The organism is Burkholderia sp. AU16741 (genome assembly GCF_002223345.1).
GTDB lineage: Bacteria > Pseudomonadota > Gammaproteobacteria > Burkholderiales > Burkholderiaceae > Burkholderia > Burkholderia sola.
This window is the reverse complement of the sequence record NZ_NKEZ01000002.1, coordinates 178,426-204,774: the sequence shown is the minus strand read 5'-3', so window position 1 is coordinate 204,774 and position 26,349 is coordinate 178,426. Positions and strand designations below refer to the sequence as shown.

25 protein-coding genes and 2 pseudogenes are annotated in these 26,349 nt (G+C 66.5%); 16 read left to right on the top strand and 11 right to left on the bottom strand.

Features of this window, described 5'->3' with window-relative positions; all coding sequences use genetic code 11:
* Positions 1 to 494: 494 nt before the first annotated feature.
* The gene (locus CFB89_RS02310) at positions 495 to 1,271 is read right to left on the bottom strand and encodes an enoyl-CoA hydratase (protein ID WP_089466579.1); all 777 of its coding nucleotides are present in this window, start codon (positions 1,269 to 1,271) and stop codon (positions 495 to 497) included.
* 129 nt (positions 1,272 to 1,400) lie between these two features.
* On the opposite strand from CFB89_RS02310, the gene paaN reads away from it, so the two are divergent.
* From paaN to paaK, 5 genes are all read left to right on the top strand, one after another.
* Positions 1,401 to 3,107 (top strand): phenylacetic acid degradation protein PaaN, encoded by a 1,707-nt coding sequence (gene paaN, locus CFB89_RS02305; RefSeq protein ID WP_089466578.1) that lies wholly within the window; start codon positions 1,401 to 1,403, stop codon positions 3,105 to 3,107.
* A gap of 87 nt (positions 3,108 to 3,194) precedes the next feature.
* On the top strand, positions 3,195 to 4,397 hold the full coding sequence (gene pcaF, locus CFB89_RS02300; protein WP_089466577.1) for a 3-oxoadipyl-CoA thiolase: 1,203 nt from the start codon (positions 3,195 to 3,197) through the stop codon (positions 4,395 to 4,397).
* Between the two features lie 45 nt (positions 4,398 to 4,442).
* A complete protein-coding gene (gene paaG, locus CFB89_RS02295; protein ID WP_089466576.1) occupies positions 4,443 to 5,234 on the top strand; it encodes a 2-(1,2-epoxy-1,2-dihydrophenyl)acetyl-CoA isomerase PaaG in 792 nt (263 codons plus the stop codon).
* A gap of 1 nt (position 5,235) precedes the next feature.
* Entirely contained in the window at positions 5,236 to 5,688 is a 453-nt protein-coding gene (gene paaI, locus CFB89_RS02290; protein WP_089466575.1) for a hydroxyphenylacetyl-CoA thioesterase PaaI, read from the top strand.
* Positions 5,689 to 5,726: 38 nt separating this feature from the next.
* A complete protein-coding gene (gene paaK / locus CFB89_RS02285) occupies positions 5,727 to 7,025 on the top strand; it encodes a phenylacetate--CoA ligase PaaK (protein WP_089466574.1) in 1,299 nt (432 codons plus the stop codon).
* 241 nt (positions 7,026 to 7,266) lie between these two features.
* Here the strand turns inward: paaK and CFB89_RS02280 are convergent, their stop codons facing one another.
* Positions 7,267 to 8,391, bottom strand: a complete 1,125-nt coding sequence (locus CFB89_RS02280) for a murein transglycosylase A (RefSeq protein ID WP_256979555.1) — start codon at positions 8,389 to 8,391, stop codon at positions 7,267 to 7,269.
* Positions 8,392 to 8,419: 28 nt separating this feature from the next.
* Between CFB89_RS02280 and CFB89_RS35210 the strand changes: the two genes are divergently transcribed.
* Positions 8,420 to 8,563, top strand: coding sequence for a hypothetical protein (locus tag CFB89_RS35210; protein WP_235356184.1), 144 nt, complete (start codon positions 8,420 to 8,422; stop codon positions 8,561 to 8,563).
* A 21-nt stretch (positions 8,564 to 8,584) separates the two neighbouring features.
* Here CFB89_RS35210 and apaG read toward each other — a convergent pair whose 3' ends face one another.
* The gene (apaG, locus tag CFB89_RS02275; protein WP_089466589.1) at positions 8,585 to 8,959 is read right to left on the bottom strand and encodes a Co2+/Mg2+ efflux protein ApaG; all 375 of its coding nucleotides are present in this window, start codon (positions 8,957 to 8,959) and stop codon (positions 8,585 to 8,587) included.
* 177 nt (positions 8,960 to 9,136) lie between these two features.
* Here apaG and rpe point away from each other — a divergent pair, with 177 nt between their 5' ends.
* From rpe to CFB89_RS02235, 8 genes are all read left to right on the top strand, one after another.
* A complete protein-coding gene (rpe, locus tag CFB89_RS02270) occupies positions 9,137 to 9,823 on the top strand; it encodes a ribulose-phosphate 3-epimerase (RefSeq protein ID WP_011883156.1) in 687 nt (228 codons plus the stop codon).
* Positions 9,824 to 9,827: 4 nt separating this feature from the next.
* The gene (locus tag CFB89_RS02265; RefSeq protein ID WP_089466573.1) at positions 9,828 to 10,601 is read left to right on the top strand and encodes a phosphoglycolate phosphatase; all 774 of its coding nucleotides are present in this window, start codon (positions 9,828 to 9,830) and stop codon (positions 10,599 to 10,601) included.
* Positions 10,602 to 10,958: 357 nt separating this feature from the next.
* Positions 10,959 to 12,452, top strand: coding sequence for an anthranilate synthase component I (gene trpE / locus CFB89_RS02260; protein WP_089466588.1), 1,494 nt, complete (start codon positions 10,959 to 10,961; stop codon positions 12,450 to 12,452).
* 13 nt (positions 12,453 to 12,465) lie between these two features.
* Positions 12,466 to 13,065, top strand: a complete 600-nt coding sequence (locus CFB89_RS02255; RefSeq protein ID WP_089466572.1) for an aminodeoxychorismate/anthranilate synthase component II — start codon at positions 12,466 to 12,468, stop codon at positions 13,063 to 13,065.
* Positions 13,066 to 13,078: 13 nt separating this feature from the next.
* A complete protein-coding gene (trpD, locus tag CFB89_RS02250; RefSeq protein WP_059577389.1) occupies positions 13,079 to 14,110 on the top strand; it encodes an anthranilate phosphoribosyltransferase in 1,032 nt (343 codons plus the stop codon).
* A 28-nt stretch (positions 14,111 to 14,138) separates the two neighbouring features.
* Positions 14,139 to 14,924 (top strand): indole-3-glycerol phosphate synthase TrpC, encoded by a 786-nt coding sequence (gene trpC, locus CFB89_RS02245; RefSeq protein WP_089466571.1) that lies wholly within the window; start codon positions 14,139 to 14,141, stop codon positions 14,922 to 14,924.
* Positions 14,924 to 15,550 (top strand): CYTH domain-containing protein, encoded by a 627-nt coding sequence (locus CFB89_RS02240; RefSeq protein ID WP_089466570.1) that lies wholly within the window; start codon positions 14,924 to 14,926, stop codon positions 15,548 to 15,550. Before trpC ends, CFB89_RS02240 begins: the two co-directional genes overlap by 1 nt.
* Positions 15,551 to 15,563: 13 nt before the next feature.
* On the top strand, positions 15,564 to 16,493 hold the full coding sequence (locus tag CFB89_RS02235; protein WP_089466569.1) for a uracil-DNA glycosylase: 930 nt from the start codon (positions 15,564 to 15,566) through the stop codon (positions 16,491 to 16,493).
* Positions 16,494 to 16,616: 123 nt separating this feature from the next.
* Here the strand turns inward: CFB89_RS02235 and CFB89_RS02230 are convergent, their stop codons facing one another.
* The 4 genes from CFB89_RS02230 to CFB89_RS02215 all read right to left on the bottom strand — a co-directional run bounded on the left by CFB89_RS02230 (position 16,617) and on the right by CFB89_RS02215 (position 21,266).
* Positions 16,617 to 17,213, bottom strand: a complete 597-nt coding sequence (locus tag CFB89_RS02230) for an FMN-dependent NADH-azoreductase (RefSeq protein WP_089466568.1) — start codon at positions 17,211 to 17,213, stop codon at positions 16,617 to 16,619.
* A 148-nt stretch (positions 17,214 to 17,361) separates the two neighbouring features.
* Positions 17,362 to 19,164, bottom strand: coding sequence for a M61 family metallopeptidase (locus CFB89_RS02225; RefSeq protein ID WP_089466567.1), 1,803 nt, complete (start codon positions 19,162 to 19,164; stop codon positions 17,362 to 17,364).
* A 104-nt stretch (positions 19,165 to 19,268) separates the two neighbouring features.
* Positions 19,269 to 19,997 (bottom strand): DsbC family protein, encoded by a 729-nt coding sequence (locus CFB89_RS02220; RefSeq protein WP_089466566.1) that lies wholly within the window; start codon positions 19,995 to 19,997, stop codon positions 19,269 to 19,271.
* Between the two features lie 90 nt (positions 19,998 to 20,087).
* The gene (locus tag CFB89_RS02215; RefSeq protein ID WP_089466565.1) at positions 20,088 to 21,266 is read right to left on the bottom strand and encodes a UbiH/UbiF family hydroxylase; all 1,179 of its coding nucleotides are present in this window, start codon (positions 21,264 to 21,266) and stop codon (positions 20,088 to 20,090) included.
* A 246-nt stretch (positions 21,267 to 21,512) separates the two neighbouring features.
* Between CFB89_RS02215 and ychF the strand changes: the two genes are divergently transcribed.
* The gene (gene ychF, locus CFB89_RS02210; protein ID WP_006477050.1) at positions 21,513 to 22,607 is read left to right on the top strand and encodes a redox-regulated ATPase YchF; all 1,095 of its coding nucleotides are present in this window, start codon (positions 21,513 to 21,515) and stop codon (positions 22,605 to 22,607) included.
* Between the two features lie 73 nt (positions 22,608 to 22,680).
* On the opposite strand, the pseudogene CFB89_RS02205 reads toward ychF, so the two are convergent.
* From CFB89_RS02205 to CFB89_RS02180, 4 genes and pseudogenes are all read right to left on the bottom strand, one after another.
* Positions 22,681 to 22,923 (bottom strand): annotated as a pseudogene (locus CFB89_RS02205) (MBL fold metallo-hydrolase); the annotation flags it as partial.
* 122 nt (positions 22,924 to 23,045) lie between these two features.
* Positions 23,046 to 23,459 carry a lysozyme inhibitor LprI family protein gene (locus tag CFB89_RS02200; RefSeq protein WP_089466564.1) on the bottom strand — a complete coding sequence of 138 codons (414 nt, stop codon included), beginning with the start codon at positions 23,457 to 23,459 and terminating at the stop codon, positions 23,046 to 23,048.
* Between the two features lie 540 nt (positions 23,460 to 23,999).
* Positions 24,000 to 25,391, bottom strand: coding sequence for a GABA permease (gene gabP, locus CFB89_RS02190; protein ID WP_089466563.1), 1,392 nt, complete (start codon positions 25,389 to 25,391; stop codon positions 24,000 to 24,002).
* Between the two features lie 372 nt (positions 25,392 to 25,763).
* The gene (locus CFB89_RS02180) at positions 25,764 to 26,108 is read right to left on the bottom strand and encodes an MmcQ/YjbR family DNA-binding protein (protein WP_089466562.1); all 345 of its coding nucleotides are present in this window, start codon (positions 26,106 to 26,108) and stop codon (positions 25,764 to 25,766) included.
* A gap of 76 nt (positions 26,109 to 26,184) precedes the next feature.
* Here CFB89_RS02180 and CFB89_RS35205 point away from each other — a divergent pair.
* Positions 26,185 to 26,280 (top strand): annotated as a pseudogene (locus CFB89_RS35205) (LysR family transcriptional regulator); the annotation flags it as partial.
* Positions 26,281 to 26,349 lie beyond the last annotated feature (69 nt).

Here is a 26,349-nt window from a genome sequence, read left to right as displayed (position 1 = left end):
ATAAACCTGACTTACTTTAGTGTGAGACTCTTGATACTTTCGCTATCTGATCCGAGGATCAGCTCGCTGCCATCAAGCGCCCACACTTATCGGCTGTTAATTTTTAAAGAGCATTTCTGCGAGGAACCTAGCGTTTCTCAGCAGCGCTGCGTTTTCAGCAGCAGAGAAGCGAGATTATGAACCGTGTTTCGCAGCTCGTCAACAACTTTCTACACGACTTCGTTGCGACTGCGGGGCTCAACTTCCTGCGCCGCCCAGGCTCGTACCTCCGAACCCCGACAGCACCGCTTCCCTTCCTCTCGCGCCGCGTTTGCGTTAGCGCGAAAGAGGCGTGATTCTAAGCACCCGCCCCCATCCGCGCAAGCCCTTTGTGAAGAAAGCTTGAAAAAGCCCCCGTGCGCTCACGCGCACGGGGGCTTTGACGCATCGGGCAAAGCAATCGCGCCGGCGACGGATACAGATCAGTACCGGATACCCACCGAGGCGCCGGCCGATCAGCGGTGCTTGAACACCGGCTTCCGCTTCTCGACGAACGCCGCCATCCCTTCCTTCTGGTCTTCGGTTGCGAACAACGAATGGAACAACCGGCGCTCGAAGTGGACGCCTTCAGCCAGCGTCGTCTCGTACGCACGGTTCACCGACTCCTTGACCATCATGACCGCCGGCAGCGAAAACTCGGCGATCGTCGTCGCCGCGGCAATCGCTTCGTCGAGCAGTTTGTCGGCCGGCAACACGCGCGATACGAGCCCGGCACGTTCGGCCTCAACGGCATCCATGAAGCGCGCGGTCAGACACATGTCCATTGCCTTCGCCTTCGATACCGCACGCGGCAGACGTTGCGTGCCGCCGGCCCCCGGCATGACGCCCAACTTGATTTCCGGCTGGCCGAATTTGGCCGTGTCCGCCGCGAAGATGATGTCGCACATCATCGCGAGTTCGCAGCCACCGCCCAACGCAAAGCCCGAAACCGCGGCAATGATTGGTTTGCGAATCTCGCGGACCGTCTCCCAGTTGCGCGTGATGTAGTCGCCCCGATAAGCATCCATATAGGAGTAGGTCGCCATCATGCCGATGTCCGCGCCGGCTGCGAACGCCTTCTCGCTGCCGGTCACGACGATTGCGCCGATATCGTCGTCCGCGTCGAACGCCTTCAGCGCAGCGCCCAGCTCATCCATCAGCGCATCGTTCAGCGCATTCAGCGCCTTCGGACGGTTCAGCGTCACCAGACCGACACGCCCCCGGGTCTCCACCAGGATGTTCTCGTAAGCCATCTATTTCTCCTCGATCAATGAAATGAGAAACGCCTCGCACATGCGAATAGTTTGATGCTACCATTCTCCGACCAACCGGTCGGTTAATTAATCGATCCGATCCCTCTCAACGTTCATCAAGCCGCCGCCATGACCCATGCCCTGTTCACGAAGCACGAAGACACGCTGAAACACGCACTCGCCGCCATCGAGAGCCGCGGGTACTGGAGCCCGTTCGCCGAAATGCCGAGCCCCAAAGTGTACGGGGAAAGCGCAAGCGCGGACGGCGAGGCCGCGTTCAAGTCGCACCTCGACAAGACCTTCGTGCTCGACCAGCCGGCGTCCGACGAAACGGTCGGCGCCGAGCGTTCGCCGTACGGCATCGCACTGGGCATCCGGTATCCGAAATCGACGCCCGACGCTCTGATCGCTGCCTCACGCGCCGCACAACGCACATGGCGCGAAGCCGGCCCCAGCGCATGGGTCGGCGTCAGCCTCGAAATCCTTGCGCGCCTGAATCGTGCAAGCTTCGAAATCGCCTACAGCGTGATGCACACGACCGGGCAAGCCTTCATGATGGCGTTCCAGGCCGGCGGCCCGCACGCGCAGGACCGCGCCCTCGAGGCGGTCGCCTATGCGTGGAACGAACTGCACCGTATCCCGGCCGATGCGCACTGGGAAAAGCCGCAAGGCAAGAACCCGCCTCTCGCGATGCACAAGCGCTACACGATCGTGCCGCGCGGCACGGGCCTCGTGCTCGGCTGCTGCACGTTCCCGACCTGGAACGGCTACCCCGGCCTGTTCGCCGATCTGGCGACCGGTAATACCGTGATCGTCAAACCGCACCCGGGCGCCATCCTGCCGCTCGCGATCACGGTGCGGATCGCCCGCGAGGTGCTGCGCGAAGCCGGGTTCGATCCGAACGTGGTCACCCTCCTCGCGACCGAACCGAACGACGGCGCGCTCGTCCAGGATCTCGCGCTGCGCCCCGAGATCAAGCTGATCGATTTCACTGGCAGCACGCAGAACGGCACGTGGCTCGAACGCCATGCCCACCAGGCGCAGGTGTACACCGAGAAAGCCGGCGTCAACCAGATCGTGATCGACTCGACCGACGACCTGAAGGCCGCCGCCAAGAACATCGCGTTCTCGCTGGCGCTGTACTCCGGCCAGATGTGCACGGCGCCGCAGAACATCTACGTGCCGCGCGACGGTATCCGGACGGCCGACGGTCATGCGAGCTTCGACGAAGTCGCGCAAGCGATCGCGATTGCCGTGCAAAAGCTCACCGGTGACCCGGCACGCTCGGTCGAATTGATCGGCGCGATCCAGAACGACGGCGTGACCGCACGCATCGACGACGCGCGCAAGCTCGGTCGCGTGCTCGCCGACAGCGTGACGCTCCAGCATCCCGCCTTCCCCGACGCGCGCGTGCGCACGCCGCTCGTACTGCAGCTCGACGTGGCCGACCGCGAGAAATTCACGCAGGAGTGGTTCGGTCCGATTTCGTTCGTGATCGCGACCGACTCGACCGCACAATCCCTCGATCTGGCCGGTGAAATCGCCGCAGAGCATGGCGCGCTGACCCTCTCCGTCTACAGCACCGACGACGCGATCATCGATACCGCGCACGACGCGGCGGTGCGTGGCGGCGTCGCGCTGTCGATCAACCTGACGAGCGGCGTATTCGTCAACCAGTCGGCCGCGTTCTCCGACTTCCACGGCACGGGCGCGAACCCGGCAGCCAACGCCGCGCTGGCCGACCCGGCGTTCGTCGCCAACCGGTTTCGCGTGGTGCAAAGTCGCGTCCATGTTGCCCCGAAGGCGGCACCTGCGGAAGCTGGCCAGACGGCATAACCCGATTGGCCGACGTGCAAACGCCGCCATGTTCTCTACCATGAACGAATCCGCCACCCGGCGGGTTCGTCACTCACCGATACGCTCATGACAGACGCCTACATCTGCGACGCGATTCGCACCCCCATCGGCCGCTACGGCGGCGCCCTGAAAGATGTCCGCGCCGACGACCTCGGCGCGGTGCCGCTCAAGGCGCTGATCGAGCGCAACCGTAACGTCGACTGGGCGGCGATCGACGACGTGATCTACGGCTGCGCGAACCAGGCCGGCGAGGACAACCGTAACGTCGCGCGCATGTCGGCGCTCCTGGCTGGCCTGCCCACTGCCGTCCCGGGCACGACGCTGAACCGGTTGTGCGGCTCCGGGATGGACGCGGTCGGCACGGCCGCGCGCGCTATCAAGGCGGGTGAAGCGCGCCTGATGATCGCAGGCGGCGTCGAGAGCATGACGCGCGCGCCGTTCGTGATGGGCAAGGCCGCGAGCGCGTTCGCGCGCCAGGCCGACATCTTCGATACGACGATCGGCTGGCGTTTCGTCAATCCGCTGATGAAGCAGCTGTACGGCGTCGATTCGATGCCGGAAACCGCCGAGAACGTCGCGGTCGACTACCACATCAGCCGCGCGGATCAGGATTTGTTCGCGCTGCGCAGCCAGCAGAAAGCCGCACGGGCGCAGCAAGAGGGCACGCTGGCTGAAGAAATCGTCGCGGTCAAGATTGCGCAGAAGAAAGGCGATGCGATCGTCGTGTCGCGCGACGAACACCCGCGCGAAACGTCGCTCGAGGCGCTTGCGAAGCTGAAGGGTGTCGTGCGCCCGGACGGCTCCGTGACGGCCGGCAACGCGTCGGGCGTGAACGACGGCGCCTGCGCGCTGCTGCTCGCGAATGCGCAGGCAGCCGACCAGTATGGCCTGCGCCGCCGCGCGCGTATCATCGGCATGGCAACCGCCGGCGTCGAGCCACGCGTAATGGGCATCGGTCCTGCGCCGGCCACGCAGAAACTGTTGGCCCAGCTTGGCATGACGATCGACCAGTTCGACGTGATCGAACTGAACGAAGCGTTCGCATCGCAAGGTCTCGCCGTGCTGCGCATGCTCGGCGTCGCCGACGACGATCCGCGCGTGAACCCGAACGGCGGTGCGATCGCGCTCGGCCACCCGCTCGGCGCATCGGGCGCGCGGCTCGTCACCACGGCGCTCCATCAACTCGAGCGTATCGGCGGCCGCTTCGCGCTCTGTACGATGTGTATCGGCGTCGGCCAGGGCATCGCACTCGCGATCGAACGCGTGTAACCAACACGCCGCGCGCCTATAACGAAGTCATGACGGAGATACTGCATGTCCTATCAGGCGATCCAGCTGGATATCGATCAGGCCGCGCGCGTGGCCACGATCACGCTCAACCGCCCCGACAAGCTGAACAGCTTCACGCGGGCGATGCATCGCGAACTGCAGTCTGCGCTCGATGAAGTCGAGGCGGCCGGTGCACGCGCGCTGATTCTGACGGGTGCGGGGCGCGGCTTCTGCGCGGGCCAGGATCTGGCCGACCTCGATTTCACGCCGGGCGCGTCCACCGACCTCGGCACACTGATCGACGAGCATTTCAATCCGCTGATCCGCCGCCTGCAGCGTCTGCCGATTCCGGTGATCGCCGCCGTCAACGGCACGGCGGCCGGCGCCGGCGCGAATCTCGCACTCGCGTGCGATCTCGTGTTCGCCGCCCGCTCGAGCAGTTTCATCCAGGCCTTCGTGAAGATCGGGCTGGTACCCGATTCAGGCGGCACGTGGTTCCTGCCGCAACGCATCGGCATGGCGCGCGCGCTGGGGCTCGCGCTGACCGGCGACAAGCTTGGCGCCGAGCAGGCCGAACAGTGGGGCCTGATCTGGCGTGCGGTCGACGACGACGCGCTCCTTGCGACGGCCCGCCAGATCGCCGCCCAGCTCGCGCAGCAGCCGACGCTCGCGATCGCGTCGATCAAGCAGTCGATGCGAGACAGCGTCACGAACACGCTCGATCAGCAGCTCGACGTGGAACGCGACCTGCAACGCAAGCTCGGCCAGTCGCACGACTATGCGGAAGGTGTGCAGGCCTTCATCGAAAAGCGCGCGCCGCGCTTCGAGGGGCGTTGACATGACGAACGCCACCGCCACGCTCGACCCCGACTCGCTCGCCCGCGCCACCGCGCAAGCCATGTACGACGCCGATGCCTGCAGCCGCGCATTCGGCATGGAAATCGCCGAAGTCCGCGCCGGCTATGCCCGCCTGCAGATGCGCGTGCGGCCCGAATTCCTGAACGGGCACCAGACCTGTCACGGCGGGATCATCTTCACGCTCGCCGATTCGACGTTCGCGTTCGCATGCAATTCGTACAACGTGAATGCGGTCGCGGCCGGCTGCTCGATCGAATTCCTGCGCCCCGTGCACGGCGGCGACATGCTGACGGCCGAGGCGATCGAACAGGCGCGTGCCGGTCGCCACGGCATCTACGACATCCGCGTCACGAACCAGACAGGCGACACGGTCGCGATGTTTCGCGGCAAATCCGCCCAGATCAAGGGCACGGTCATCCCGGAAGACCGCTGACGGCGACGGCTCGCCCATAACAAACACTGGAGACATGCATGACTACCCCGCTACCGCTCGAGCCGATCGAGACCGCCTCACGGGACGAACTGACCGCGCTGCAGCTCGAACGCCTCAAATGGTCGCTTCGGCACGCGTATGACCACTCGCCCGTCTATCGCCGCAAGTTCGACGAAGCGGGCGTGCATCCGGACGACCTGAAGACGCTCGCCGACCTGTCGCGCTTCCCGTTCACGACCAAGGGCGACCTGCGCGATAGCTATCCGTTCGGGATGTTCGCGGTGCCGCAGGACCAGATCTCGCGCATCCACGCATCGTCGGGCACGACCGGCAAGCCGACGGTCGTCGGCTATACGGCCGCCGACATCGACACATGGGCGAATCTCGTCGCACGTTCGATCCGCGCGGCCGGTGCGCGCCGCGGCGACAAGGTGCATGTCAGCTACGGCTATGGCCTCTTCACGGGCGGGCTCGGCGCGCACTATGGCGCCGAACGCGCAGGGCTGACCGTGATCCCGTTCGGCGGCGGGCAAACCGAAAAGCAGGTACAGCTGATCCAGGATTTTCGGCCCGACATCATCATGGTCACGCCAAGCTACATGCTGTCGATCGCCGACGAGATCGAGCGCCAGGGCCTCGATCCCGTGCAGAGTTCGCTGCGCATCGGCATCTTCGGCGCGGAGCCGTGGACCAACGACATGCGCGTCGCGATCGAACAGCGGATGGGCATCGACGCCGTCGACATCTACGGGCTGTCCGAAGTCATGGGCCCCGGCGTCGCGTCCGAATGCGTCGAGACCAAGGACGGCCCGACCATCTGGGAAGACCATTTCTATCCGGAAATCATCGACCCCGAAACCGGCGAAGTGCTGCCGGACGGCGAACTCGGCGAGCTCGTGTTCACGTCGCTGACGAAGGAAGCGCTGCCGATCATCCGCTACCGCACCCGTGACCTCACGCGCCTGTTGCCGGGCACCGCCCGGACGATGCGGCGGATGGAGAAGATCACCGGCCGTTCGGACGACATGATGATCGTGCGCGGCGTCAACGTGTTCCCGACGCAAATCGAGGAGCAGTTGCTCAAGCAGCGCGCGCTCGCGCCGCACTATCAGATCGTGCTGACCAAGGAAGGCCCGCTCGACGTGCTGACGCTCAATGTCGAGCCATGCCCGGAGACGGCGCCCGATACCGCGGCGATCCAGGCGGCCAAACAGGCGCTCGCGTACGACATCAAGTCGCTGATCGGCGTGACGGCCGTGATCAATGTGCTGCCGGTGAACGGCATCGAGCGCTCGGTCGGCAAGGCGCGCCGCGTCGTCGACAAACGCAAGGGCTGAGGTCGCTCGCCGCGCGTGCATCGTGCAGCGGCGAATCCGCGCCTGCAAACGAAACAGCCCGATCGGCCAATGCCGATCGGGCTGTTTTACGCCGAAGCGCCGTTCGACGTGACACGCAAAGCATCACGCGAACTGAAATCACACGAGCACACCGGCGATCAGTCCGGCCCCCCTCACGCGCGTGAGACGCGATCCAGGCCGCGTCTCGTTCACGAGCCCCCTCCGGGCGACCCGCGCGCAATCACGAATTCGGGAACAGCAGCCACATCCGGCCGACCTGCTTCATCCGGCCGGCCTGGTCGCCCGCGTCGTCGCCGAGCCCCCAGAAATAGTCCGCCCGCACGCCGCCCTTGATCGCCGAGCCCGTATCCTGCGCGAACACGAGCCGGTTCATCGGCGTATTCGTCAGCGGACGCGTGGTCTGCAGGAACACCGGCGTGCCCAGCGGGATCGACGACGGATCGACCGCGATCGAGCGCTCCGGCGTCAGCGGCACGCCGAGCGCGCCGATCGGACCCTCCGCGCCGCCGTGCGGCGCATCCTCCTTGGTTGGCATGTCGCGGAAGAACACGAAGCGCGGATTCGTGTCGAGCAGCGCGTCCACGCGCGTCGGGTTCGCCTTCGCCCACGCCTTGATGCCCTGCATCGTCGCCTGCGCGGGCGTCAGCTCGCCGCGATCAAGCAGCCACTTGCCGATCGAACGGTACGGCTGGTTGTTGGTGCCGCCGAAGCCGACGCGCATCACCGAGCCGTCGTCGAGCAGCACGCGACCCGAGCCCTGCACCTGCAGAAAGAATGCCTCGATCGGATCGTCGACCCACACGAGCTCGTTGCCGTTCAGGATGCCGGCGCGCTCGAGCTGCGCACGTGCCGGCAGCGCGGCGCCCGCGCGATAGCCGGCCGGCCAGCGATAGAGCGCGTACTGATACGGGCCACGGCGTACGCGCGAACCGTGCAGCAGCGGCTCGTAATAGCCGGTCACGAGCCCGTCGAGCGTACCGTCGGTGTTCGCGAACTGGAACGGCGTGAAATACGTTTCGAAGAAGCTGCGGGCGCTGCTGACGTCGAGCTCGTCGAGCCGGTCGGCGGCCGCGCAAGCGCGCGCCCAGGCCGGCTGGCGCGCGAGCCGCGCGCAGTTCTGCCGCAGCGCGGCCGTCGCGCCGATCAGCGAATCGTCCTGCCAGCCCGGCACCTGCTGCCACGCGACCGGCGTGAGCCGCTTCGCGGCGACCTGCCCCGGCACGATCGCCGCTCCGGTCGGCGGCTTCAGCGCGGAGGTCCGCGTCGGCGCGCCGCCGCACGCCGCGAGCAGCGCCGCCGCTGCGGCCGCGGCCATCCACCCGGCCAGCCGGGGCCCAAACCACATACAATGTCCGTTCTTGATGGAAACCGCCATGTCAGATTTTCTCGACCAATATCCGATGCTCATCTTCGCGCTCGAAGCCTTCGTCGCGCTTGCCCTGCTGATCTTCATCGTCGTGTGGACGTCGTCGGGCAGAAAGAAGCAGGCCCGCCGCGACGACCGCCAGCCGCGCTGACGCACGTCGCACACCGCACGCTCAATGCAGCGTGCGCGGCATGTGCAGGGCGAACTCCTCGACCGGCGCCTCGAAACGCTCGCCGTCCTCCGCCACGCAGAAGTACGCACCGCGCATCGTGCCAACCGGCGTCGCGATCACGGCCCAGCTCGTGTATTCGAAATGCTCGCCCGGCTGCAGCAGCGGCTGGTGCCCGACGACGCCGAGCCCCTTCACTTCCTGCACGTGGCTCTCGCTGTCCGTGATGATCCAGTGACGGGCGATCAGCTGCGCCGCGACTTGCCCGGTGTTGCGGATCGTCAGCGTGTACGCGAATGCGTATTGACGGTGATCGGGGTCGGATTGTTCCGGCAAGTAGCTGGTTTTCACCGAAACGGTGAACTGATACTGACTCATGGTATGTCCGCTGTAGGTAACCGCGCGCGCCGACTCGAGCGGCCGGGCCGCGGGCGCGCCGCATTGGTTCGGCATTCTATGCGCAATCGGGCCGCAACCGCACGGCCTGCCGCCGCGCGCCCGGTCGCCGGACGGTAGAATGACGGTTTTGCGCCGCAACGTCCCCCGCTCCCTGTCATGACTCAATTCCGCATCGCTCCCAGCATCCTGTCGGCCGACTTCGCACGGCTCGGCGAAGAAGTCCGCAACGTGGTCGCCGCCGGCGCCGACTGGATTCACTTCGACGTGATGGACAACCATTATGTGCCGAACCTGACGATCGGCCCGCTCGTCTGCGAGGCGATCCGCCCGCACGTGCAGGTGCCGATCGACGTGCACCTGATGGTGCGCCCGGTCGACCGGATCGTGCCCGATTTCGCGAAGGCCGGCGCGAACCTGATCAGCTTCCACCCGGAAGGCTCGGATCACATCGATCGCACGCTGTCGCTGATCCGCGACCACGGCTGCAAGGCCGGTCTCGTGTTCAACCCGGCCACGCCGCTGAACTATCTCGACCACGTGATGGATCGCCTCGACTTCGTGCTGCTGATGTCGGTCAACCCCGGCTTCGGCGGCCAGTCGTTCATCCCGGAAACGCTGAACAAGCTGCGCGAGGCGCGCGCCCGCATCGACGCGTACACCGAGCGCACGGGCCGCGAGATCCTGCTCGAAGTCGACGGCGGCGTGAAGACCGACAACATCGCGGAAATCGCGGCGGCCGGCGCCGACACGTTCGTCGCGGGTTCGGCGATCTTCGGCAAGCCCGACTACCGCAAGGTGATCGACGAGATGCGCGCGGCCCTTGCGACCGTCGAGCGGAGCTGACGCCGTGGCCGACTCGTCGTTCGCCGGCCACGCGCCGGCCGGGGCCGCCGCGGACGCTGCACACGCGGCCCCGATCCGCTTCGGCGCGCCGCGCATCGAAGCCGCGCTGATCGATCTCGACGGCACGATGGTCGACACGGCCGACGATTTCACGGCCGGCCTGAACGGGATGCTCGCGCGGCTCGGCGCGCCGGCCACGTCGCGCGACGAGGTGATCGGCTACGTCGGCAAGGGTTCCGAACACCTGATCCAGAGCGTGCTGAAGCCGCGCTTCCCGGCCGACGAGGCGCGCGCGCGCTTCGACGACGCACTGGCGATCTACCAGGCCGAATACGCGAAGATCAACGGTCGCCACACACGTCTCTATCCGGACGTGGCGGCCGGGCTCGACGCACTGCGCGCGGCCGGCATCCGGCTCGCGTGCGTGACGAACAAGCCGCACCGCTTCGCGGTCGAGCTGCTCGAACAATACGGGCTGGCCGGCTGCTTCGGCATCGTGCTGGGCGGCGACAGCGTCGCGCGCAAGAAGCCCGATCCGCTGCCGATGCTGACGGCCTGCGACGCGCTCGGCGTCGCGCCGGACGCCGCGGTCGCGATCGGCGATTCGGAAAACGACGCGCTGGCAGGCCGCGCGGCCGGGATGGCGACGCTGACGGTGCCGTACGGCTACAACCACGGCAAAGCTATACAAACGATAAATTCGGATGGTATAGTCGATTCGTTGCTGGTCGCGGCTCGCGCAATTTCCGCGCACAACGCCGGCCGGCCAACCGTCTGATTATTTCTTCCATCCGCATGTTTCTGAATAAAAAACGGAGTCTGAGCAGCATCGACCGGGGAGCCTGGCCCTGGCGTCGCTGGTCGCGCTAACCTCTTCGATGAGGTACGCTGAAGCACGTCTTCAGCGCCGTTTTTTATCTCGCTGCGCATCCGCGCGCCGATCGTCGCACCACCCCGAGTTCCACCGCGTCCGAACGCTTGCGTTCAGGTTCGGCCGCAGGCTCGCGACGTTCACGCCCGGAGTGCCGGCCGGCAACAGGCACTTCTCGATCGACCGCCCTTTCGCCGACGGCCACCCGCGCAGCGTCAAATGATCCCTGGCGCACGCGCCGCTCGTCCCGAACAGGACCGGAACATGACCGAACTCGAATTCCAATCGCTCGCGAACGAAGGCTACAACCGCATCCCGCTGATCGCGGAAGCCCTCGCCGATCTCGAAACGCCGCTGTCCCTCTACCTGAAGCTGGCCCAGCCCGAACGCGCGGGCGCCAACTCGTTCCTGCTCGAATCGGTGGTCGGCGGCGAACGTTTCGGCCGCTATTCGTTCATCGGCCTGCCCGCCCGTACGCTCGTACGCACCCGCAACGGCGTGTCGGAAGTGGTGCGCGACGGCGAGGTCGTCGAGACGCACGACGGCGACCCGTTCCAGTTCATCGAATCGTTCCAGGCCCGTTTCAAGGTCGCGCAGCGCCCGGGCCTGCCGCGTTTCTGCGGCGGCCTCGCCGGCTACTTCGGCTACGACGCGGTGCGCTACATCGAGAAGAAGCTCGCGAACACCGCGCCGCGCGACGATCTCGGCCTGCCCGACATCCAGTTGCTGCTGACCGAGGAAGTCGCGGTGATCGACAACCTCGCCGGCAAGCTCTACCTGATCATCTACGCGGACCCGGGCCAGCCCGAAGCGTATGCGAAGGCGAAACACCGCCTGCGCGAACTGAAGCAGCGCCTGCGTACGACCGTGCAGCCGCCCGTCACGTCGGCAAGCGTGCGCACCGAGACGTTCCGCGAATTCAAGAAGGACGACTATCTGGCCGCCGTGCGCCAGGCGAAGGAATACATCGCCGCCGGCGAGCTGATGCAGATCCAGGTCGGCCAGCGGCTGACGAAGCCGTACCGCGACAATCCGCTGTCGCTGTACCGCGCGCTGCGTTCGCTGAACCCGTCGCCGTACATGTATTACTACAACTTCGGCGATTTCCACGTGGTCGGCGCCTCGCCGGAAATCCTGGTGCGCCAGGAAAAGCGCGGTGAAGACCAGATCGTCACGATCCGCCCGCTCGCCGGCACGCGCCCGCGCGGCAACACGCCCGAGCGTGACGCGGAACTCGCGACCGAGCTGCTGAACGATCCGAAGGAAATCGCCGAGCACGTGATGCTGATCGATCTCGCGCGCAACGACGTCGGCCGCATCGCGGAAATCGGCTCGGTGCAGGTGACCGACAAGATGGTGATCGAGAAGTACTCGCACGTGCAGCACATCGTCAGCTCGGTCGAAGGCAAGCTGAAGCCCGGCATGACGAACTACGACGTGCTGCGCGCGACGTTCCCGGCCGGCACGCTGTCCGGCGCGCCGAAGGTGCGCGCGATGGAACTGATCGACGAGCTCGAGCCGGTCAAGCGCGGGCTGTACGGCGGTGCGGTCGGCTACCTGTCGTTCTCGGGCGAGATGGATCTCGCGATCGCGATCCGCACGGGCCTGATCCACAACGGCAACCTGTACGTGCAAGCGGCGGCCGGCGTCGTCGCGGATTCGGTGCCCGAATCCGAATGGCAAGAGACCGAGAACAAGGCGCGCGCGGTGCTGCGTGCGGCCGAACAGGTCCAGGACGGCCTCGATAGCGACTTCTGACCGGAGACTGACCATGCTGCTCATGATCGACAACTACGACTCGTTTACCTACAACCTGGTCCAGTACTTCGGCGAACTCGGCGAGGACGTGCGCACCTACCGCAACGACGAAATCACGCTCGACGACATCGCGCGCCTGAACCCCGACACGATCTGCCTGTCGCCCGGCCCAAGCAATCCGCAACACGCGGGCATCACGCTCGACGTGCTGCGCGAATTCGCGGGCAGGAAACCGATCCTCGGCGTCTGCCTCGGCCACCAGGCGATCGGCGAAGCGTTCGGCGGCCGCGTCGTGCGCGCGAAGACCATCATGCACGGCAAGGTGAGCCGGATCGAAACCGACTGCCGCGGCGTGTTCGCCGATCTGCCGAAGCATTTCGACGTGACGCGCTACCACTCGCTCGCGATCGAGCGCGAATCGCTGCCCGACTGCCTCGAGGTGTCCGCGTGGACCGACGACGGCGAGATCATGGGCGTGCGTCACAAGACGCTGCCGGTCGAAGGCGTGCAGTTCCACCCGGAATCGATCCTGTCCGAGCACGGCCATGCGCTGCTCGAGAATTTCCTGAACCAGCATCGCGCAGCGGCCCATGCCGCCGCACCGGCTGCGTGACGGGAGACGCACGATGACGATTACCCCTCAGGAAGCGCTGCAACGCACGATCGAGCACCGCGAGATCTTCCACGACGAAATGCTGCACCTGATGCGGCTGATCATGCGCGGCGACATGTCGCCCGTGATGGCGGCCGCGATCATCACCGGGCTGCGCGTGAAGAAGGAGACGATCGGCGAGATCGCCGCCGCCGCGACCGTGATGCGCGAATTCGCGAACCACGTCGAGGTGCAGGACAACTCGAATTTCGTCGACATCGTCGGCACCGGCGGCGACGGCTCGCACACGTTCAACATCTCGACCGCATCGATGTTCGTCACGGCGGCCGCGGGCGCGAAGGTCGCGAAGCACGGCAACCGCGGCGTATCGAGCAAGTCCGGCAGCGCCGACGTGCTCGAGGCGCTCGGCGTGAACATCGACCTGCAGTCGGACCAGGTCGCCGCGTCGATCGCCGAGACGGGCATGGGCTTCATGTTCGCGCCGAACCATCACCCGGCGATGAAGAACATCGCGGCCGTGCGCCGCGAGCTCGGCGTGCGCACGATCTTCAACATCCTCGGCCCGCTGACCAATCCGGCCGGCGCGCCGAACCAGCTGATGGGCGTGTTCCACCCCGACCTCGTCGGCATCCAGGTGCGCGTGATGCAGCGTCTTGGCGCGCAGCACGTGCTCGTCGTGTACGGCAAGGACGGGATGGACGAGGTGTCGCTCGGCGCCGCGACGCTCGTCGGCGAATTGCGCGACGGGAAGGTGCACGAATACGAAATCCATCCGGAGGACTTCGGCCTGCAGATGGTGTCGAACCGCACGCTGAAGGTGGAAAATGCGGACGAATCGCGCACGATGCTGCTCGGCGCGCTGGACAACCAACCGGGCGTCGCGCGCGAGATCGTCACGCTGAACGCGGGCACCGCGCTCTACGCGGCCAATATCGCCGAGTCGATCGCGGACGGCATCCAGCTCGCCCGCGAAGCGATCGCGAGCGGCAAGGCCCGCGCGAAAGTCGACGAACTCGTGCGCTTCACGCAGCAGTTCAAGCGCTGACCCTCTCACGAATCCAGCAGGAACCCCTATGAGCGACATTCTCGACCGAATCATCGCCGTCAAGCGCGAAGAAATCGCGGCGGCCCTGCGCAGCACGCCGCTCGAGGCACTGAAACTCGAGGCCTCCGCGCGCGACCTGCGCGACTTCGTCGGCGCGCTGCGGGCGAAGCATGCGGCCGGCAACGCCGCGGTCATCGCCGAAATCAAGAAAGCAAGCCCGTCGAAAGGCGTGCTGCGCGAGCATTTCGTGCCGGCCGACATCGCGCGCTCGTATGCGGCGCACGGCGCCGCGTGCCTGTCGGTGCTGACCGACGAGCAGTTCTTCCAGGGCGGCGTCCGCTACCTCGAGGAAGCGCGCGCGGCCTGCACGCTGCCGGTGCTGCGCAAGGACTTCATCGTCGATGCGTACCAGATCGTCGAAGCCCGCGCGATGGGCGCCGACGCGATCCTGCTGATCGCGGCCGCGCTCGACACGCCGCTGATGCAGGATCTCGAAGCCTATGCGCACTCGCTCGGCCTCGCGGTGCTGGTCGAAGTGCACGACCGCCACGAGCTGGAACAGGCGCTGACGCTGAAGACGCCGCTGCTCGGCATCAACAACCGCAACCTGCGCACGTTCGAGACGTCGATCCAGACCACGCTCGACATGCTCGACATGATTCCGGCGGACCGCATCGTCGTGACGGAATCGGGCATCCTGTCGCGCACCGACGTCGACACGATGCGCGCGGCGAACGTGAACACGTTCCTCGTCGGCGAGGCGTTCATGCGCGCCGACCAGCCGGGCGAGGAACTCGCACGGATGTTCTTCTGATGGCGATCGAACAGGAAATCAAGCTCGCGCTGCCGGCCGGCCAGGCCGACGCGGCGCGCCGCTTCTTCGAGACGCTGACCGGCGAACCCGGTCACGCGATCACGCTCGCGAACGTCTATTACGACACGCCCGATCTCGCGCTCGCGCGTTCGAAGAGCGCGGTGCGCGTGCGCCGCACGCCGGACGGCTGGCTGCAGACGTTCAAGACGGTCGGCAGCGCGGAAGGCGGACTGCATAGCCGCCACGAATGGGAACTGCCGGTCGCGGGCGACGCGCTCGAAATCGACGCGCTCGTCGCGGCCTGCGACGTGCCGGAAGCCGCGGCCGCGCTCAATGACGCGGCCGGCGCGCTGCATGCGCTGTTCCGCACGGACTTTTCGCGTACGCTCTGGCGCGTCGCAATCGGCGGCGCAACCGTCGAGGCCGCGGTGGATCTCGGCGAGATCGTCGTCCAGGCGGAACACGAGACGCGCCGCGAACCGATCAGCGAAATCGAACTCGAACTGATCGACGGCCCGGAAACGGCGCTCGCGACGCTCGCCGCCGAACTGCAGCAGGCGCTGCCGGGCCTCGTTCCCGAAAACATCAGCAAGGCGCAGCGCGGCTACCGGCTGCGCGCGCAATAAACACGCATCACGCATGGCAACCCGCAAGACTTCCCGCGCGCCGCAACAGGCGTCGCTGTTCGACGATCCCGTGCCGGAAACGGCACCGGCCGATATTCCGTCCCCGGCTTCCGAGCCGCCGGCGGCCCGGCGCAAACCCGCGAAGAAAACCGCCGCACCGGCGCGCGAGCCCGTGCCCGAGCCGGCCCCGGCCGCCGCGGCAGCGCAACCCGTTGCCGCCGACGTACCGCATCTCGCCGCGCAATTCGACGCGCTGCCGGCCGTCTGGCGCGATGTGCTGAAACCGTTCACCGACAGCGACGCGTACGCGCCGCTGTGCCGCTTCGTCGACGACGAGCGCGCCGCCGGCAAGACGGTCTACCCGACCGACGTGTTCCGCGCGCTGCGCCTGACGCATCCCGACGACGTGAAGGTCGTGATCCTCGGCCAGGATCCGTACCACGGCGACGATCGCGGCACGCCGCAGGCGCACGGCCTCGCGTTCTCGGTGCCGCCGGCCGTGCGCACGCCGCCGTCGCTGCGCAACATCTTCAAGGAAATCGCCGCGAACTTCGGTCACGACACGCCGCGTCACGGCTGCCTCGACACGTGGGCGCGCCAGGGCGTGCTGCTGCTCAACACCGTGCTGACGGTCGAGCGCGGCGCGGCCGCGAGCCATGCGAGGCGCGGCTGGGAGCAGTGCACGGACACGCTGATCCGCGAGCTTGCCGGCCGTCATCGCGGCCTCGTATTCATGCTGTGGGGCGCGCATGCGCAGGCCAAGCGCGCACTGTTCGACGCGAACGCGCATTGCGTGCTCGAGGCGCCGCATCCGTCGCCGCTGTCCGCGCACCGCGGCTTCCTGGGCTGCCGCCATTTCGCGCTCGCGAACGATTATCTGGTCGATGCCGGCCGCGAACCGATCGACTGGCGCCTGCCGGACGTGGCCGAAACGCTCGCGTAACGGCCTCGGTTGCGGCGGGTTCGCCGGCCGGCCGAATGCAAAAACGCCGCGTCCCTGTCGGGGCGCGGCGTTTTTTATCGGGCGACGCAGCGGGTGCATCGCACCCCGCCTCGACCTGACGCGTTACGCGGCGGCGATCGCTTCGCGTGCGCCGGCGAGCGCGGCGCTCTGCGCGTCCGGGCCGAGGTTCAGGCCTTCCGCGTGGATGAAGCTCACGTCGGTCAGGCCGATGAAGCCGAGGAACGTGCGCAGGTACGGGGTCTGGCTGTCGTTCGGCGTACCCAGGTACTTGCCGCCGCGGGCCGTCACGACGTACACCTTCTTGCCCTTGATCAGGCCTTCCGGACCGTTCTCGGTGTAGCGGAACGTGACGCCTGCGCGCGCGATCCAGTCGAAGTACGCCTTCAGTTGCGACGAGACGCCGAAGTTGTACATCGGCGCGCCGATCACGATGATGTCAGCGGCTTGCAGCTCGGCGATCAGCGCATCGCTCTTCGCGACGATCGCATTCTGTTCCGCGGTGCGCTTGTCGGCCGGCGTGAAGAACGCGCCGAGCACCGATTCGTCGAGGTGCGGCAGCGCCTCGGCGAGCAGGTCGCGAACCACGACGTTCGCGCCGGGGTTCGATTGTTGCAGCTTTGCCGTCAGTTCATTGGCCAGCAGCGTGGATTGCGCACCTTGCGAACGCGCGGCGGAATTGATTTGCAGAATGGTCGTCATGTCAGGCTCCGGGTGGGGTTGCGCTTCAGTAGCGCGAGTGACGCCATTGTGCGTGGCCACATGACCGCGAAAAAGCGGGTTCAGGGCGACGGATTGTTGCAGCAGCAGAACAATTGTTGATCGCGCCCCGATACCCGCTTCCGTACGATTACCCGTTCAGCCAGGCTTCGCGGGCCTTCGTGGCCGCGGCCGGCTTCGCGGCCGCCGTCAGCCGGTAGCGCGTGACGTCCGGGCCGTCCAGCTTCAGTTTCGCGGTGCGCAGCTCGTCGCGGCGGAACGCATGAACCTCGACCTTGTCGCCCGGCCGGTAGCGCGCGAGCAGCGCATCGAGGTTCGTGCCGGTCACGCGCAGCCCGTCCACCGCGATCAGCGTGTCGCCGGCCGACAACCCCGCGCGATGCGCGGCGCCGCCTTCGTAGACCGCCGCCAACGTGCAGTCCGCGCCGCCGCGCAGGCGCGCGCCGATCGTCGGCTTCGCGACCGCGCCGATCGCGACGTCGGGGGCCAGCGTCACGCCGAACGGCGCGAGCAGTTCGGTGAGCGGCAGGTCGCGCGTGCCGTGCACGGCGTCGGCGAACAGGCGGCCGAGCGCAACGCCCGTTGCCTCCTCGATCAGCGCCTCGACCTCGTTTTCCTCCACGCCCGCCTGCTTGCCGCCCCGATAGAAATCGCGGCCGTAGCGTTGCCACAGCAGCCGCATCACGTCGTCGAGCGACTTGCGGTTGCGCGTCTGCGCGCGGATCGCCAGATCGAACGCGAGCGCGACCAGCGAGCCCTTCGTGTAATAGCTGACGATCGCGTTGGTCGCGTTCTCGTCCTGGCGGTAGTACTTGATCCACGCGTCGAACGAGCTTTCCGCGACGCTCTGCTTGAGCCGGCCCGTGCCGCGCAGCACGCCGCCGATGGTGCGGCCGAGCGCCGCGAAATATTCGTCCTGCGACATCAGCCCGCTGCGGACCAGCATCAGGTCGTCGTAATACGACGTGAAGCCCTCGAACAGCCACAGCAGCGACGTGTAGTTCTCGCGCGCAAGGTCGTACGGCACGAACGCCGCCGGCTTGATGCGCTTCACGTTCCACGTGTGGAAATACTCGTGGCTGCACAGGCCGAGATACGTGCGATAGCCTTCCGTCGTTTCCGGGCGCCCCTTCACCGGCAGGTCGGTCCGGTTGCAGATCAGCGCGGTCGACGCACGATGCTCAAGGCCGCCGTAGCCGTCGCTGACCGCGAGCGTCATGAACACGTAGCGATCCATCGGCGCCTTCCTCGACTTCGGCTCGAACAGCGCGATCTGCGCTTCGCACACCCGCTTCAGGTCGGTACGCAGCCGCTCCAGGTCGAGCTGCGTCACGCGCCCGGCGATCACGATGTCGTGCGGCACGCCGTGCGCGTCGAACGTCGCGAGCGCGAATTCGCCGATCGTCACCGGATGGTCGGACAGCTCGTCGTAGTTCGCTGCACGATACGCGCCAAAGCCGTAACGTTTGGTGCCGCGCGCCTCGGGCAGCGAGGTGCCGACGCGCCAGTTGCGAAACGCGGGCCCGGCCGGCTTTGAGATCTCGACTTCGCACGGTGCCGCCTCGCGGCCCGCGACGCTCAGGAACACGGCCGTCGCGTTGAAGAAGCCGCCCGAATCGTCGAGATACGCGGAGCGCACCGACAGGTCCCACGCATAGACGTCGTAGCGCAGCGTCAGCGCGCCGCTGACGGGCGCTGCCTGCCACGTGTGCTTGTCGGTCTTCGCGATGCGCACCTTGCGGCCCGCGTCGTTGAACGCATGGAGCGTCACGATGTTGCGCGCGAACTCGCGCACGAGATAGCTGCCCGGAATCCATACCGGCAGCGAGAAACGCTGGCCTTCGGGATCGGGATCGGCAACCGTCACCGTCACTTCGAACAGGTGCGCGGCAACATCTTTCGGGGCAATCGAATAGCGGATCGGCTGGGTCATCGTGGCAATCGGTCGGTCGAATACGGCGGCGAAAACGAAGAGAGGCGCCGGCAGATCATGCGGGCGCCCCTCGCTGGCCGGGCCATGCGCCCGGCGTGAGTCGGTTACTTGCTCGAGGCGAGCGCCTGGTTGAGCTGGTCGGCCGATACCGCGCCCGGCAGGCGACGGCCGTCCGGCAAGAAGATCGTCGGCGTGCCGGTGACGTTCATCCCGCGGCCGAGCGCGAGGTTCTTGTCGAGGGCGGTGGTGTCGCAGGTGCCGGCACCGGACGGCGCGCGGTGGTCGAGCATCCAGCTTTCCCACGTCTTCGCGCGGTCGGTCGCGCACCAGATCGCCTTCGACTTCACGCTCGAATCCGGCGACAGCACCGGGTACAGGAACGTGTAGACGGTCACGTTGTCGATCGACTGCAGCGTCGTCTCGAGCTTCTTGCAGTACGGGCAGTTCGGATCGGAGAACACCGCGATCTTGCGGGCGCCGTTGCCCTTGACGACCTTGATCGCATTGGCGAACGGCAGGCTCGCGAAATCGATCTTGTTGATTTCGGACAGGCGGGCGTCGGTCAGGTTCTTGTGCGTCTTGGTGTCGACGAGATCGCCGAGCAGCACGTAGTCGCCCGCCGCGTCGCTATAGATGATCTGCGTGCCGAGGTTTACTTCGTAAAGACCTGCAACCGGCGATTTCGACACGCTCTTGATCGGCGCGTCGCTGCCGAGACGGGCTTGCAGCGTGGCCTTCAGCTTGTCGGTGGTCTGGTCGGCCTGCGCGGTGCAGCCAAGCGTCGCCATCGTGACGGCGAGCGCCAGCGACGCGATGCGGATCGTTTTTTTCATCGAAATCTTCCTTCAGCTCAATCGGAGTGCACGCCACAGTGTACGCCGTAACGGAACCGTCTCCGACCCGCGCGGTGGCGGAAGGTTCGATCAGCCGAGCGCGGCCGACACGAGCCAGCGCTTCACGAGCGGCTGCGCGCCGACGAACGCCATGCCCGCATTGCGCACCGCCTTCGCGAGCGAGCCCGGCACCGCGAACAGCCGCTGCAGGCCGTCGGTGGCGACCATCAGCGCGCGGATGTCCTCGCGGCGCGAACGCTCGTAGCGGCGCAGCAATACCGTATCGCCGAGATTGCGGAAGCTTTCCTTGCCCGCGATCGCGTCGACGAGCGCGGCGACGTCGCGCAGGCCGAGGTTCATCCCCTGCCCGGCGAGCGGGTGGATCAGGTGCGCGGCATCGCCGACGAGCGCGACGCGCGGCGCGATCAGCTTGTCGACCGTCTGCAGCGCCAGCGGGAAACCGGCGGCCGGCGTCACGCATTCGAGCGTGCCGACCTGGCCGTGCGACACGCGCTCGACCTCGGCCGCGAGCTGCGCCGGATCGAGCGCGAGCAGCTCGTCCGCATGCGCGGTGTGCGCGGACCATACCAGCGACACGTGGCCGTCCGGCAGCGGCAGCAGCGCGACGATTTCGCCTTCGTGGAACCACTGGTACGCCGTCTCGCGGTGCGGCAGCGACGCCTTGAAGTTCGCGACGACGCCGGTCTGCCGGTAGTCGCGCCGCTCCACCCTGGCCCCCATTTGGGAGCGCACCCACGAATGCGCGCCATCGGCGCCGACGACGAGATCGGCCTCGAGCACCTGCCCCGACGACAGCGTGAGCACGGCCGCGTCGTCGCGCACGTCGAAGCCCTGCGCACGCGCGTCGAACCACGTGAGGTTCGGCTGGAACCGCAGCGCGGCGTCGAGCGACGCCTCGACCAGCGACGATTCGGCGATCCAGGCGAGCTGCGGCACGGACGCCTGGTAGGCGGAGAAATGCAGTTCGGCATGCGCATCGCCATACACGCGCATGTCGTAGACCGGCGCGAGCCGGCCGTGGTCGAGCGCCTGCCAGACCCGCAGCCGCTCGAGCAACGCCTGCGAACTGGACGACAGCGCGTAGACACGCGTGTCGAACGCGAGATCCGCGGGGCGCGGCGTGGCCGGCTGGGCGAGCAAGGCGGTCTTGTAGCCGGACTGGGTCAGCGCGAGCGCGGCCGTCTTGCCGACGAGCCCGCCGCCGACCACGGCGACGTCGAAGGAGTGGTGGGCAGTCATGGCGGGCATTATAGCCGCGGGGCCAAACCCTTACGCGGCCGGACTTTGCGGGAAATCAGCAGAATCGCAGGCCGGTGCGCCCGCGCGGCGGCCCGCCGCATCGGCCGTTCGGCGGCAGGCCCGGAATCCGGGGCGCCGGCACGGTACAATAGCGTCTTTGACCGTCGGCCCGCCGCGCTCCACGCGCCGGCCGCCCTTTTTTCCCGCGCCGCCGTGCCTGTCCGGCCGCGCCGCCTCACCCGTCCGAAGGATTCCATGAGTCTCAAATGCGGCATCGTCGGCTTGCCCAACGTCGGCAAGTCCACCCTGTTCAATGCGCTGACCAAGGCCGGCATCGCCGCCGAGAACTACCCGTTCTGCACGATCGAGCCGAACGTCGGCATCGTCGAAGTGCCGGATACGCGCCTGAAGGCGCTCTCCGAGATCGTCAAGCCCGAGCGCGTCGTGCCGGCCGTCGTCGAATTCGTCGACATCGCCGGCCTCGTCGCGGGCGCGAGCAAGGGTGAAGGCCTCGGCAACCAGTTCCTCGCGAACATCCGCGAAACCGACGCGATCACGCACGTCGTGCGCTGCTTCGAGGACGACAACGTCATTCACGTCGCCGGCAAGGTCAGCCCGATCGACGACATCGAAGTGATCAACACCGAACTCGCGCTCGCCGATCTCGGCACCATCGAGAAGGCGCTCACGCGCTATTCGAAGGCGGCGAAGTCGGGCAACGACAAGGAGGCGGCGAAGCTCGTCGCGGTGCTCGAAAAGGTGCGCGCGCAGCTCGACCAGGGCAAGGCCGTGCGCGGCCTCGCGCTGTCGGACGACGAACAGGCGCTGATCAAGCCGTTCTGCCTGATCACCGCGAAGCCGGCGATGTACGTCGCCAACGTGAAGGACGACGGCTTCGAGAACAACCCGCACCTCGAGGCGGTGCGCAAGTACGCGGAAAGCGAAAACGCGCCGGTGGTCGCCGTATGCGCGGCGATCGAGGCGGAAATCGCCGATCTCGACGATGCGGACAAGGAAGCGTTCCTCGCCGACATGGGCATGGAAGAGCCGGGCCTCGACCGGGTGATCCGCGCGGGCTTCAAGCTGCTCGGCCTGCAGACCTACTTCACCGCGGGCGTGAAGGAAGTGCGCGCGTGGACGATCCACATCGGCGATACCGCTCCGCAGGCGGCCGGCGTGATCCACACCGACTTCGAGCGCGGCTTCATCCGCGCGCAGACGATCGCGTTCGACGACTTCGTCACGTACAAGGGCGAGCAAGGCGCGAAGGAAGCCGGCAAGATGCGCGCGGAAGGGAAGGAATATGTCGTGCACGATGGGGATGTGATGAACTTCTTGTTCAACGTTTAAGCGTTGCTGCTGCATCGATCGTGAGAAAGCCCGCTGACTGCGGGCTTTTTCTTTTCGATGGCGGAAGACCGGCTCATTGCCGATCGACGATCGTCAGCGCCCCGGACATATGCAGGAACTGCCCGTCCTTCGTCGCGATGTTCGTATCCACCGTGCCGCGTTCGAAATCCTCGACGCGCACGACGTTCGAGCCTGTGGACGGCTCATGCCAGTACACCATGTACACCTGCGGACGGATTTCGCGCGCCGTGTACTGCACCGTATCCGTCACCCCCTTGAACTGGCCGGCCGTGCCGACGAACGACATCGTCTTGTCCGGGAGACCCGTCGCATCGTCATCGCCCGGGTTTCAATGCCATGAACCACGGTGACATGGCGAATACGCATCGGCTGTTACGAGATCGCGAAAGTGGCGGCCTTTTGTCATGTCGGATCGGTTCATGAGGATTTGCGGAAAGCGCTAGCGGACAACCTTTTCGCCATTTCCTTCGTTGCCGCCGTTGCACAGATCGCCTGTGCAGCAGGTCGCATTGAACCCTCGCCCCATGCGTGACGCGCCGATTTTTCGCAGGATGTGTCGCGCGCCTTCTTCCACTTCGCCATCCGTGCGTCGAGCGCCGCCTTGCGCCGTGGCTGCTCGCTCACCTGTTTGTCGACGATCCGCTGCAATTCCCGCTCGGCGACGATCTGATCGCGCCACGCGCAAAAATTCATACTCGTCTGGCTTGAGTCACAGTCCCTGAGCAGCGCATTGACCTCGCTTGCCGGCAACCCGCTGCGTGCCGCTATCTCGTCCGCTACCGCCGGGCCGGCAAATGCACGCGTCGACGCCAGCACGAGCAAACCAATCATTGCCGTTCTCACCGTGCCCTCTGTCGTGGCTGGAACGGCGCCGATGCCCGACGGACCCGGACCGCGAGTTGTGCATTCACTTGCGTCGCCGTAACCGGCGTGCGCAATTCTTCCGGGGAGCACGGCCCGGTGTGAGCCAGCGTTCCGATGCCATAGGTACAGTTGTTCGCCTGATCGTTGTAGTAAGCCATGACCGCGCTTTCCCGCCTCCGCAGCTCCGCCCACCCTGCGTCACTCAATCCCAGGCTTTCGTTCGCCATTTACCCCTCCCGACGCGACCGCTCACGCAAGTCGACCTCATCATTCACTTCGGTTCTCGAAGCGATCAATGTATGGCGTTGCCGTTCGCGATGAAATCAGACGAGTTCGATTTTGACGCGTGGGTACCTCAACGATCGCGAGGCACGGAAGACCGGGCAGCGTGACGTTCCGTGTATCCGTGTACTGGCGCCAAAAGACAAATGGCCCGACCGGCAACCGCCGATCAGGCCATTTTCACGCCCGGGACTTCGCGCCCCGTCGTCACATCATTCGATCAGATCACGTCGCCGACACCCGCCGCCCCGCACCCGCCTTCGCATCGCGCCCACGCTTGTTCAGCCACGACGCGAGCAGCACGATCAACGCCAGCACGGCCGTCGCACCCACTTCCATCCGGTGTTCCTCGCTGACGAACATCACGGTCAGCGTGCCGCAGATGAACAGGATCACCGCCCACGTGAGCCACGGGAACAGCCACATCCGCAGCGTCAGGTCCGCGCCGCCCGCTTCGAGCGTCCTGCGCATCCGCAGTTGCGAGATCGCGATCACGAGATACACGAGCAGCGCGATCGCGCCCGACGTCGCGAGCAGGAAGCCGAACACCTGCTCCGGCATCAGGTAGTTCGCGATCACGGTCAGGAAACCGAACGCCGTCGACGCGAGCACGGCCGCGCGCGGCGTGCCGGTCGAATCGGTGCGATGCAGGAAGGCGGGCGCGTCCTTGCGCCGGGACAGCGAGAACAGCATCCGCGATGCCGTATACAGCGCCGAATTCAGGCAGCTCGCGACCGACACGAGCACGATCACGTCGATGATCGCCTTCGCGTTCGGGACGCCGATCAGTTCCATCGCGCGCTGATACGAGCCGTGCTTCGGCAGCAGCGGGTCGTTCCACGGCACGATGGCCGCGACGACGAGGATCGAGCCGAGATAGAACAGCGTGATACGCCAGATGACCGAGTTCGTCGCCCGCACGATCTGGCGTTGCGGGTTGTCCGATTCGGCGGCCGCGATCGTCACGATCTCGGTGCCGAGGAACGAGAACATCGTCGTCAGCATCGCCGCGAGCACCGCGCTCGCGCCGTGCGGCATGAAGCCGTCGTGCACGAACAGGTTCGACACGCCCGACACGGCCGGCGCGGGAATGATGCCGACGATCGCCGCGCCGCCGATGCACAGGAACACGACGATCGCGACGACCTTGATCAGCGCGAACCAGAATTCGAATTCGCCGTAGTTCTTGACGGAAAAGAGATTGGTGACGGTGAGCAGCAGCGTGATGCCGAGCGCGAAGATCCACGTCGCGATGCCCGGGAACCACGCATTAAGGATGGTCGCGGCGGCGGTCGCCTCGATCGGGATCACCAGCACCCAGAACCACCAGTACAGCCAGCCGATCGTGAAGCCGGCCCAGTGGCCGATCGCACGATCGGCATAGGTCGAGAACGACCCGCTGTCCGGATGCGCGACGGCCATCTCGCCGAGCATGCGCATCACCAGCACGACCAGCACGCCCGCGATCGCATACGCGAGTATCGACGCCGGCCCGGCTTCCGCGATCGCGTGGCCGGAGCCGACGAACAAGCCCGCGCCGATGACGCCGGCAATCGACATCATCGTTACGTGACGCTGCTTCAGGCCGGTGCCGAGGCCTGTGTTGCTTCCACTCATCTGTCTCTCTCCAAAAAACGGTTCCGGTACGACCGGTGTCGCGTGAAGGCGGCGCGGGAGTTGTCGTTCTTGAATCCGGCCGCGGCCACGCGTGCGTCGCACGCGGGCATGGGCCGGAGGGGCCGTGCCGGTCGGGTCGTCCGCGCAGTCTGCGAAGCTGCGGGTGCGATGCGGCGCACGGGGCGCCGGCGCATCGCGTACGCCCGTTCCGTCGGCTGTCGTCAGCCGCCTTCGAAGCGAAGGAGTGTAAGCATCAAACGGTTCTTCACTAAGAACCAATTGAAGAATTTCGATGGAACCACTCGTTGCATCGATACGAATCGATGCAACGCTTGATCCGGTTCGGCGGCGGCTCGCGTGGGGGCGCGCCGTTCAGTTCGTGTCGCCGGCGGCTTCGTCCCGCCACCTCGCCGGCACGATTGCGCGCCATTCCCGCAGGAGCAGGTTTTTCACGGCGTCGGGGTGCGCGGCCGACAGGCGCACCAGCACGATCGGCCAGCCGACGTAGTGATCGGTCACGTAGTACACGTCGGGCGCCGACTCGATCAGCCACGCGCGCTCGTCGGGGCCGACGCCCTTCACGACGAGCGTGTCGCCGTCCTCGCGCAGCCGCGCGAGCAGCTTGCCCTTCACCTTGAGCGCGGGCGTGCCGTACGACGTGCCTTCCTCGACGCCGCGCCACGCCAGTGCGATCTGCCGGACTTCGTCGAATGTCACGATGCCTCCCCGACCGTGCGTCGATGGTTGACGGTCCGGCTACCCTACCGGAAACCGCGCGACGCGCCCACTATCGCCGCATCACGCGGAACGGCCGAAGCTCGCCGCGTTCCGCCGGTGGATTTTCGATGCCGCGCAGCCCGACGGCGTGGCGTCGATGTCCGGCGCGGCGTCGCGTCACGCCGGCACCCGGCGCCGATCCGCTAACATGCGGCGCGGGCAACCGGCCCGACATCGACAA

What these genes read in the sequence shown, in the direction of transcription:
- CFB89_RS02310 (WP_089466579.1), bottom strand. Translation starts at nt 1,271, where the DNA reads ATGGCTTACGAGAACATCCTGGTGGAGACCCGGGGGCGTGTCGGTCTG.
- paaN (WP_089466578.1), top strand. Translation starts at nt 1,401, where the DNA reads ATGACCCATGCCCTGTTCACGAAGCACGAAGACACGCTGAAACACGCA.
- pcaF (WP_089466577.1), top strand. Translation starts at nt 3,195, where the DNA reads ATGACAGACGCCTACATCTGCGACGCGATTCGCACCCCCATCGGCCGC.
- paaG (WP_089466576.1), top strand. Translation starts at nt 4,443, where the DNA reads ATGTCCTATCAGGCGATCCAGCTGGATATCGATCAGGCCGCGCGCGTG.
- paaI (WP_089466575.1), top strand. Translation starts at nt 5,236, where the DNA reads ATGACGAACGCCACCGCCACGCTCGACCCCGACTCGCTCGCCCGCGCC.
- paaK (WP_089466574.1), top strand. Translation starts at nt 5,727, where the DNA reads ATGACTACCCCGCTACCGCTCGAGCCGATCGAGACCGCCTCACGGGAC.
- CFB89_RS02280 (WP_256979555.1), bottom strand. Translation starts at nt 8,391, where the DNA reads ATGTGGTTTGGGCCCCGGCTGGCCGGGTGGATGGCCGCGGCCGCAGCG.
- CFB89_RS35210 (WP_235356184.1), top strand. Translation starts at nt 8,420, where the DNA reads ATGTCAGATTTTCTCGACCAATATCCGATGCTCATCTTCGCGCTCGAA.
- apaG (WP_089466589.1), bottom strand. Translation starts at nt 8,959, where the DNA reads ATGAGTCAGTATCAGTTCACCGTTTCGGTGAAAACCAGCTACTTGCCG.
- rpe (WP_011883156.1), top strand. Translation starts at nt 9,137, where the DNA reads ATGACTCAATTCCGCATCGCTCCCAGCATCCTGTCGGCCGACTTCGCA.
- trpE (WP_089466588.1), top strand. Translation starts at nt 10,959, where the DNA reads ATGACCGAACTCGAATTCCAATCGCTCGCGAACGAAGGCTACAACCGC.
- CFB89_RS02255 (WP_089466572.1), top strand. Translation starts at nt 12,466, where the DNA reads ATGCTGCTCATGATCGACAACTACGACTCGTTTACCTACAACCTGGTC.
- trpD (WP_059577389.1), top strand. Translation starts at nt 13,079, where the DNA reads ATGACGATTACCCCTCAGGAAGCGCTGCAACGCACGATCGAGCACCGC.
- trpC (WP_089466571.1), top strand. Translation starts at nt 14,139, where the DNA reads ATGAGCGACATTCTCGACCGAATCATCGCCGTCAAGCGCGAAGAAATC.
- CFB89_RS02240 (WP_089466570.1), top strand. Translation starts at nt 14,924, where the DNA reads ATGGCGATCGAACAGGAAATCAAGCTCGCGCTGCCGGCCGGCCAGGCC.
- CFB89_RS02235 (WP_089466569.1), top strand. Translation starts at nt 15,564, where the DNA reads ATGGCAACCCGCAAGACTTCCCGCGCGCCGCAACAGGCGTCGCTGTTC.
- CFB89_RS02230 (WP_089466568.1), bottom strand. Translation starts at nt 17,213, where the DNA reads ATGACGACCATTCTGCAAATCAATTCCGCCGCGCGTTCGCAAGGTGCG.
- CFB89_RS02225 (WP_089466567.1), bottom strand. Translation starts at nt 19,164, where the DNA reads ATGACCCAGCCGATCCGCTATTCGATTGCCCCGAAAGATGTTGCCGCG.
- CFB89_RS02220 (WP_089466566.1), bottom strand. Translation starts at nt 19,997, where the DNA reads ATGAAAAAAACGATCCGCATCGCGTCGCTGGCGCTCGCCGTCACGATG.
- CFB89_RS02215 (WP_089466565.1), bottom strand. Translation starts at nt 21,266, where the DNA reads ATGCCCGCCATGACTGCCCACCACTCCTTCGACGTCGCCGTGGTCGGC.
- ychF (WP_006477050.1), top strand. Translation starts at nt 21,513, where the DNA reads ATGAGTCTCAAATGCGGCATCGTCGGCTTGCCCAACGTCGGCAAGTCC.
- CFB89_RS02200 (WP_089466564.1), bottom strand. Translation starts at nt 23,459, where the DNA reads ATGATTGGTTTGCTCGTGCTGGCGTCGACGCGTGCATTTGCCGGCCCG.
- gabP (WP_089466563.1), bottom strand. Translation starts at nt 25,391, where the DNA reads ATGAGTGGAAGCAACACAGGCCTCGGCACCGGCCTGAAGCAGCGTCAC.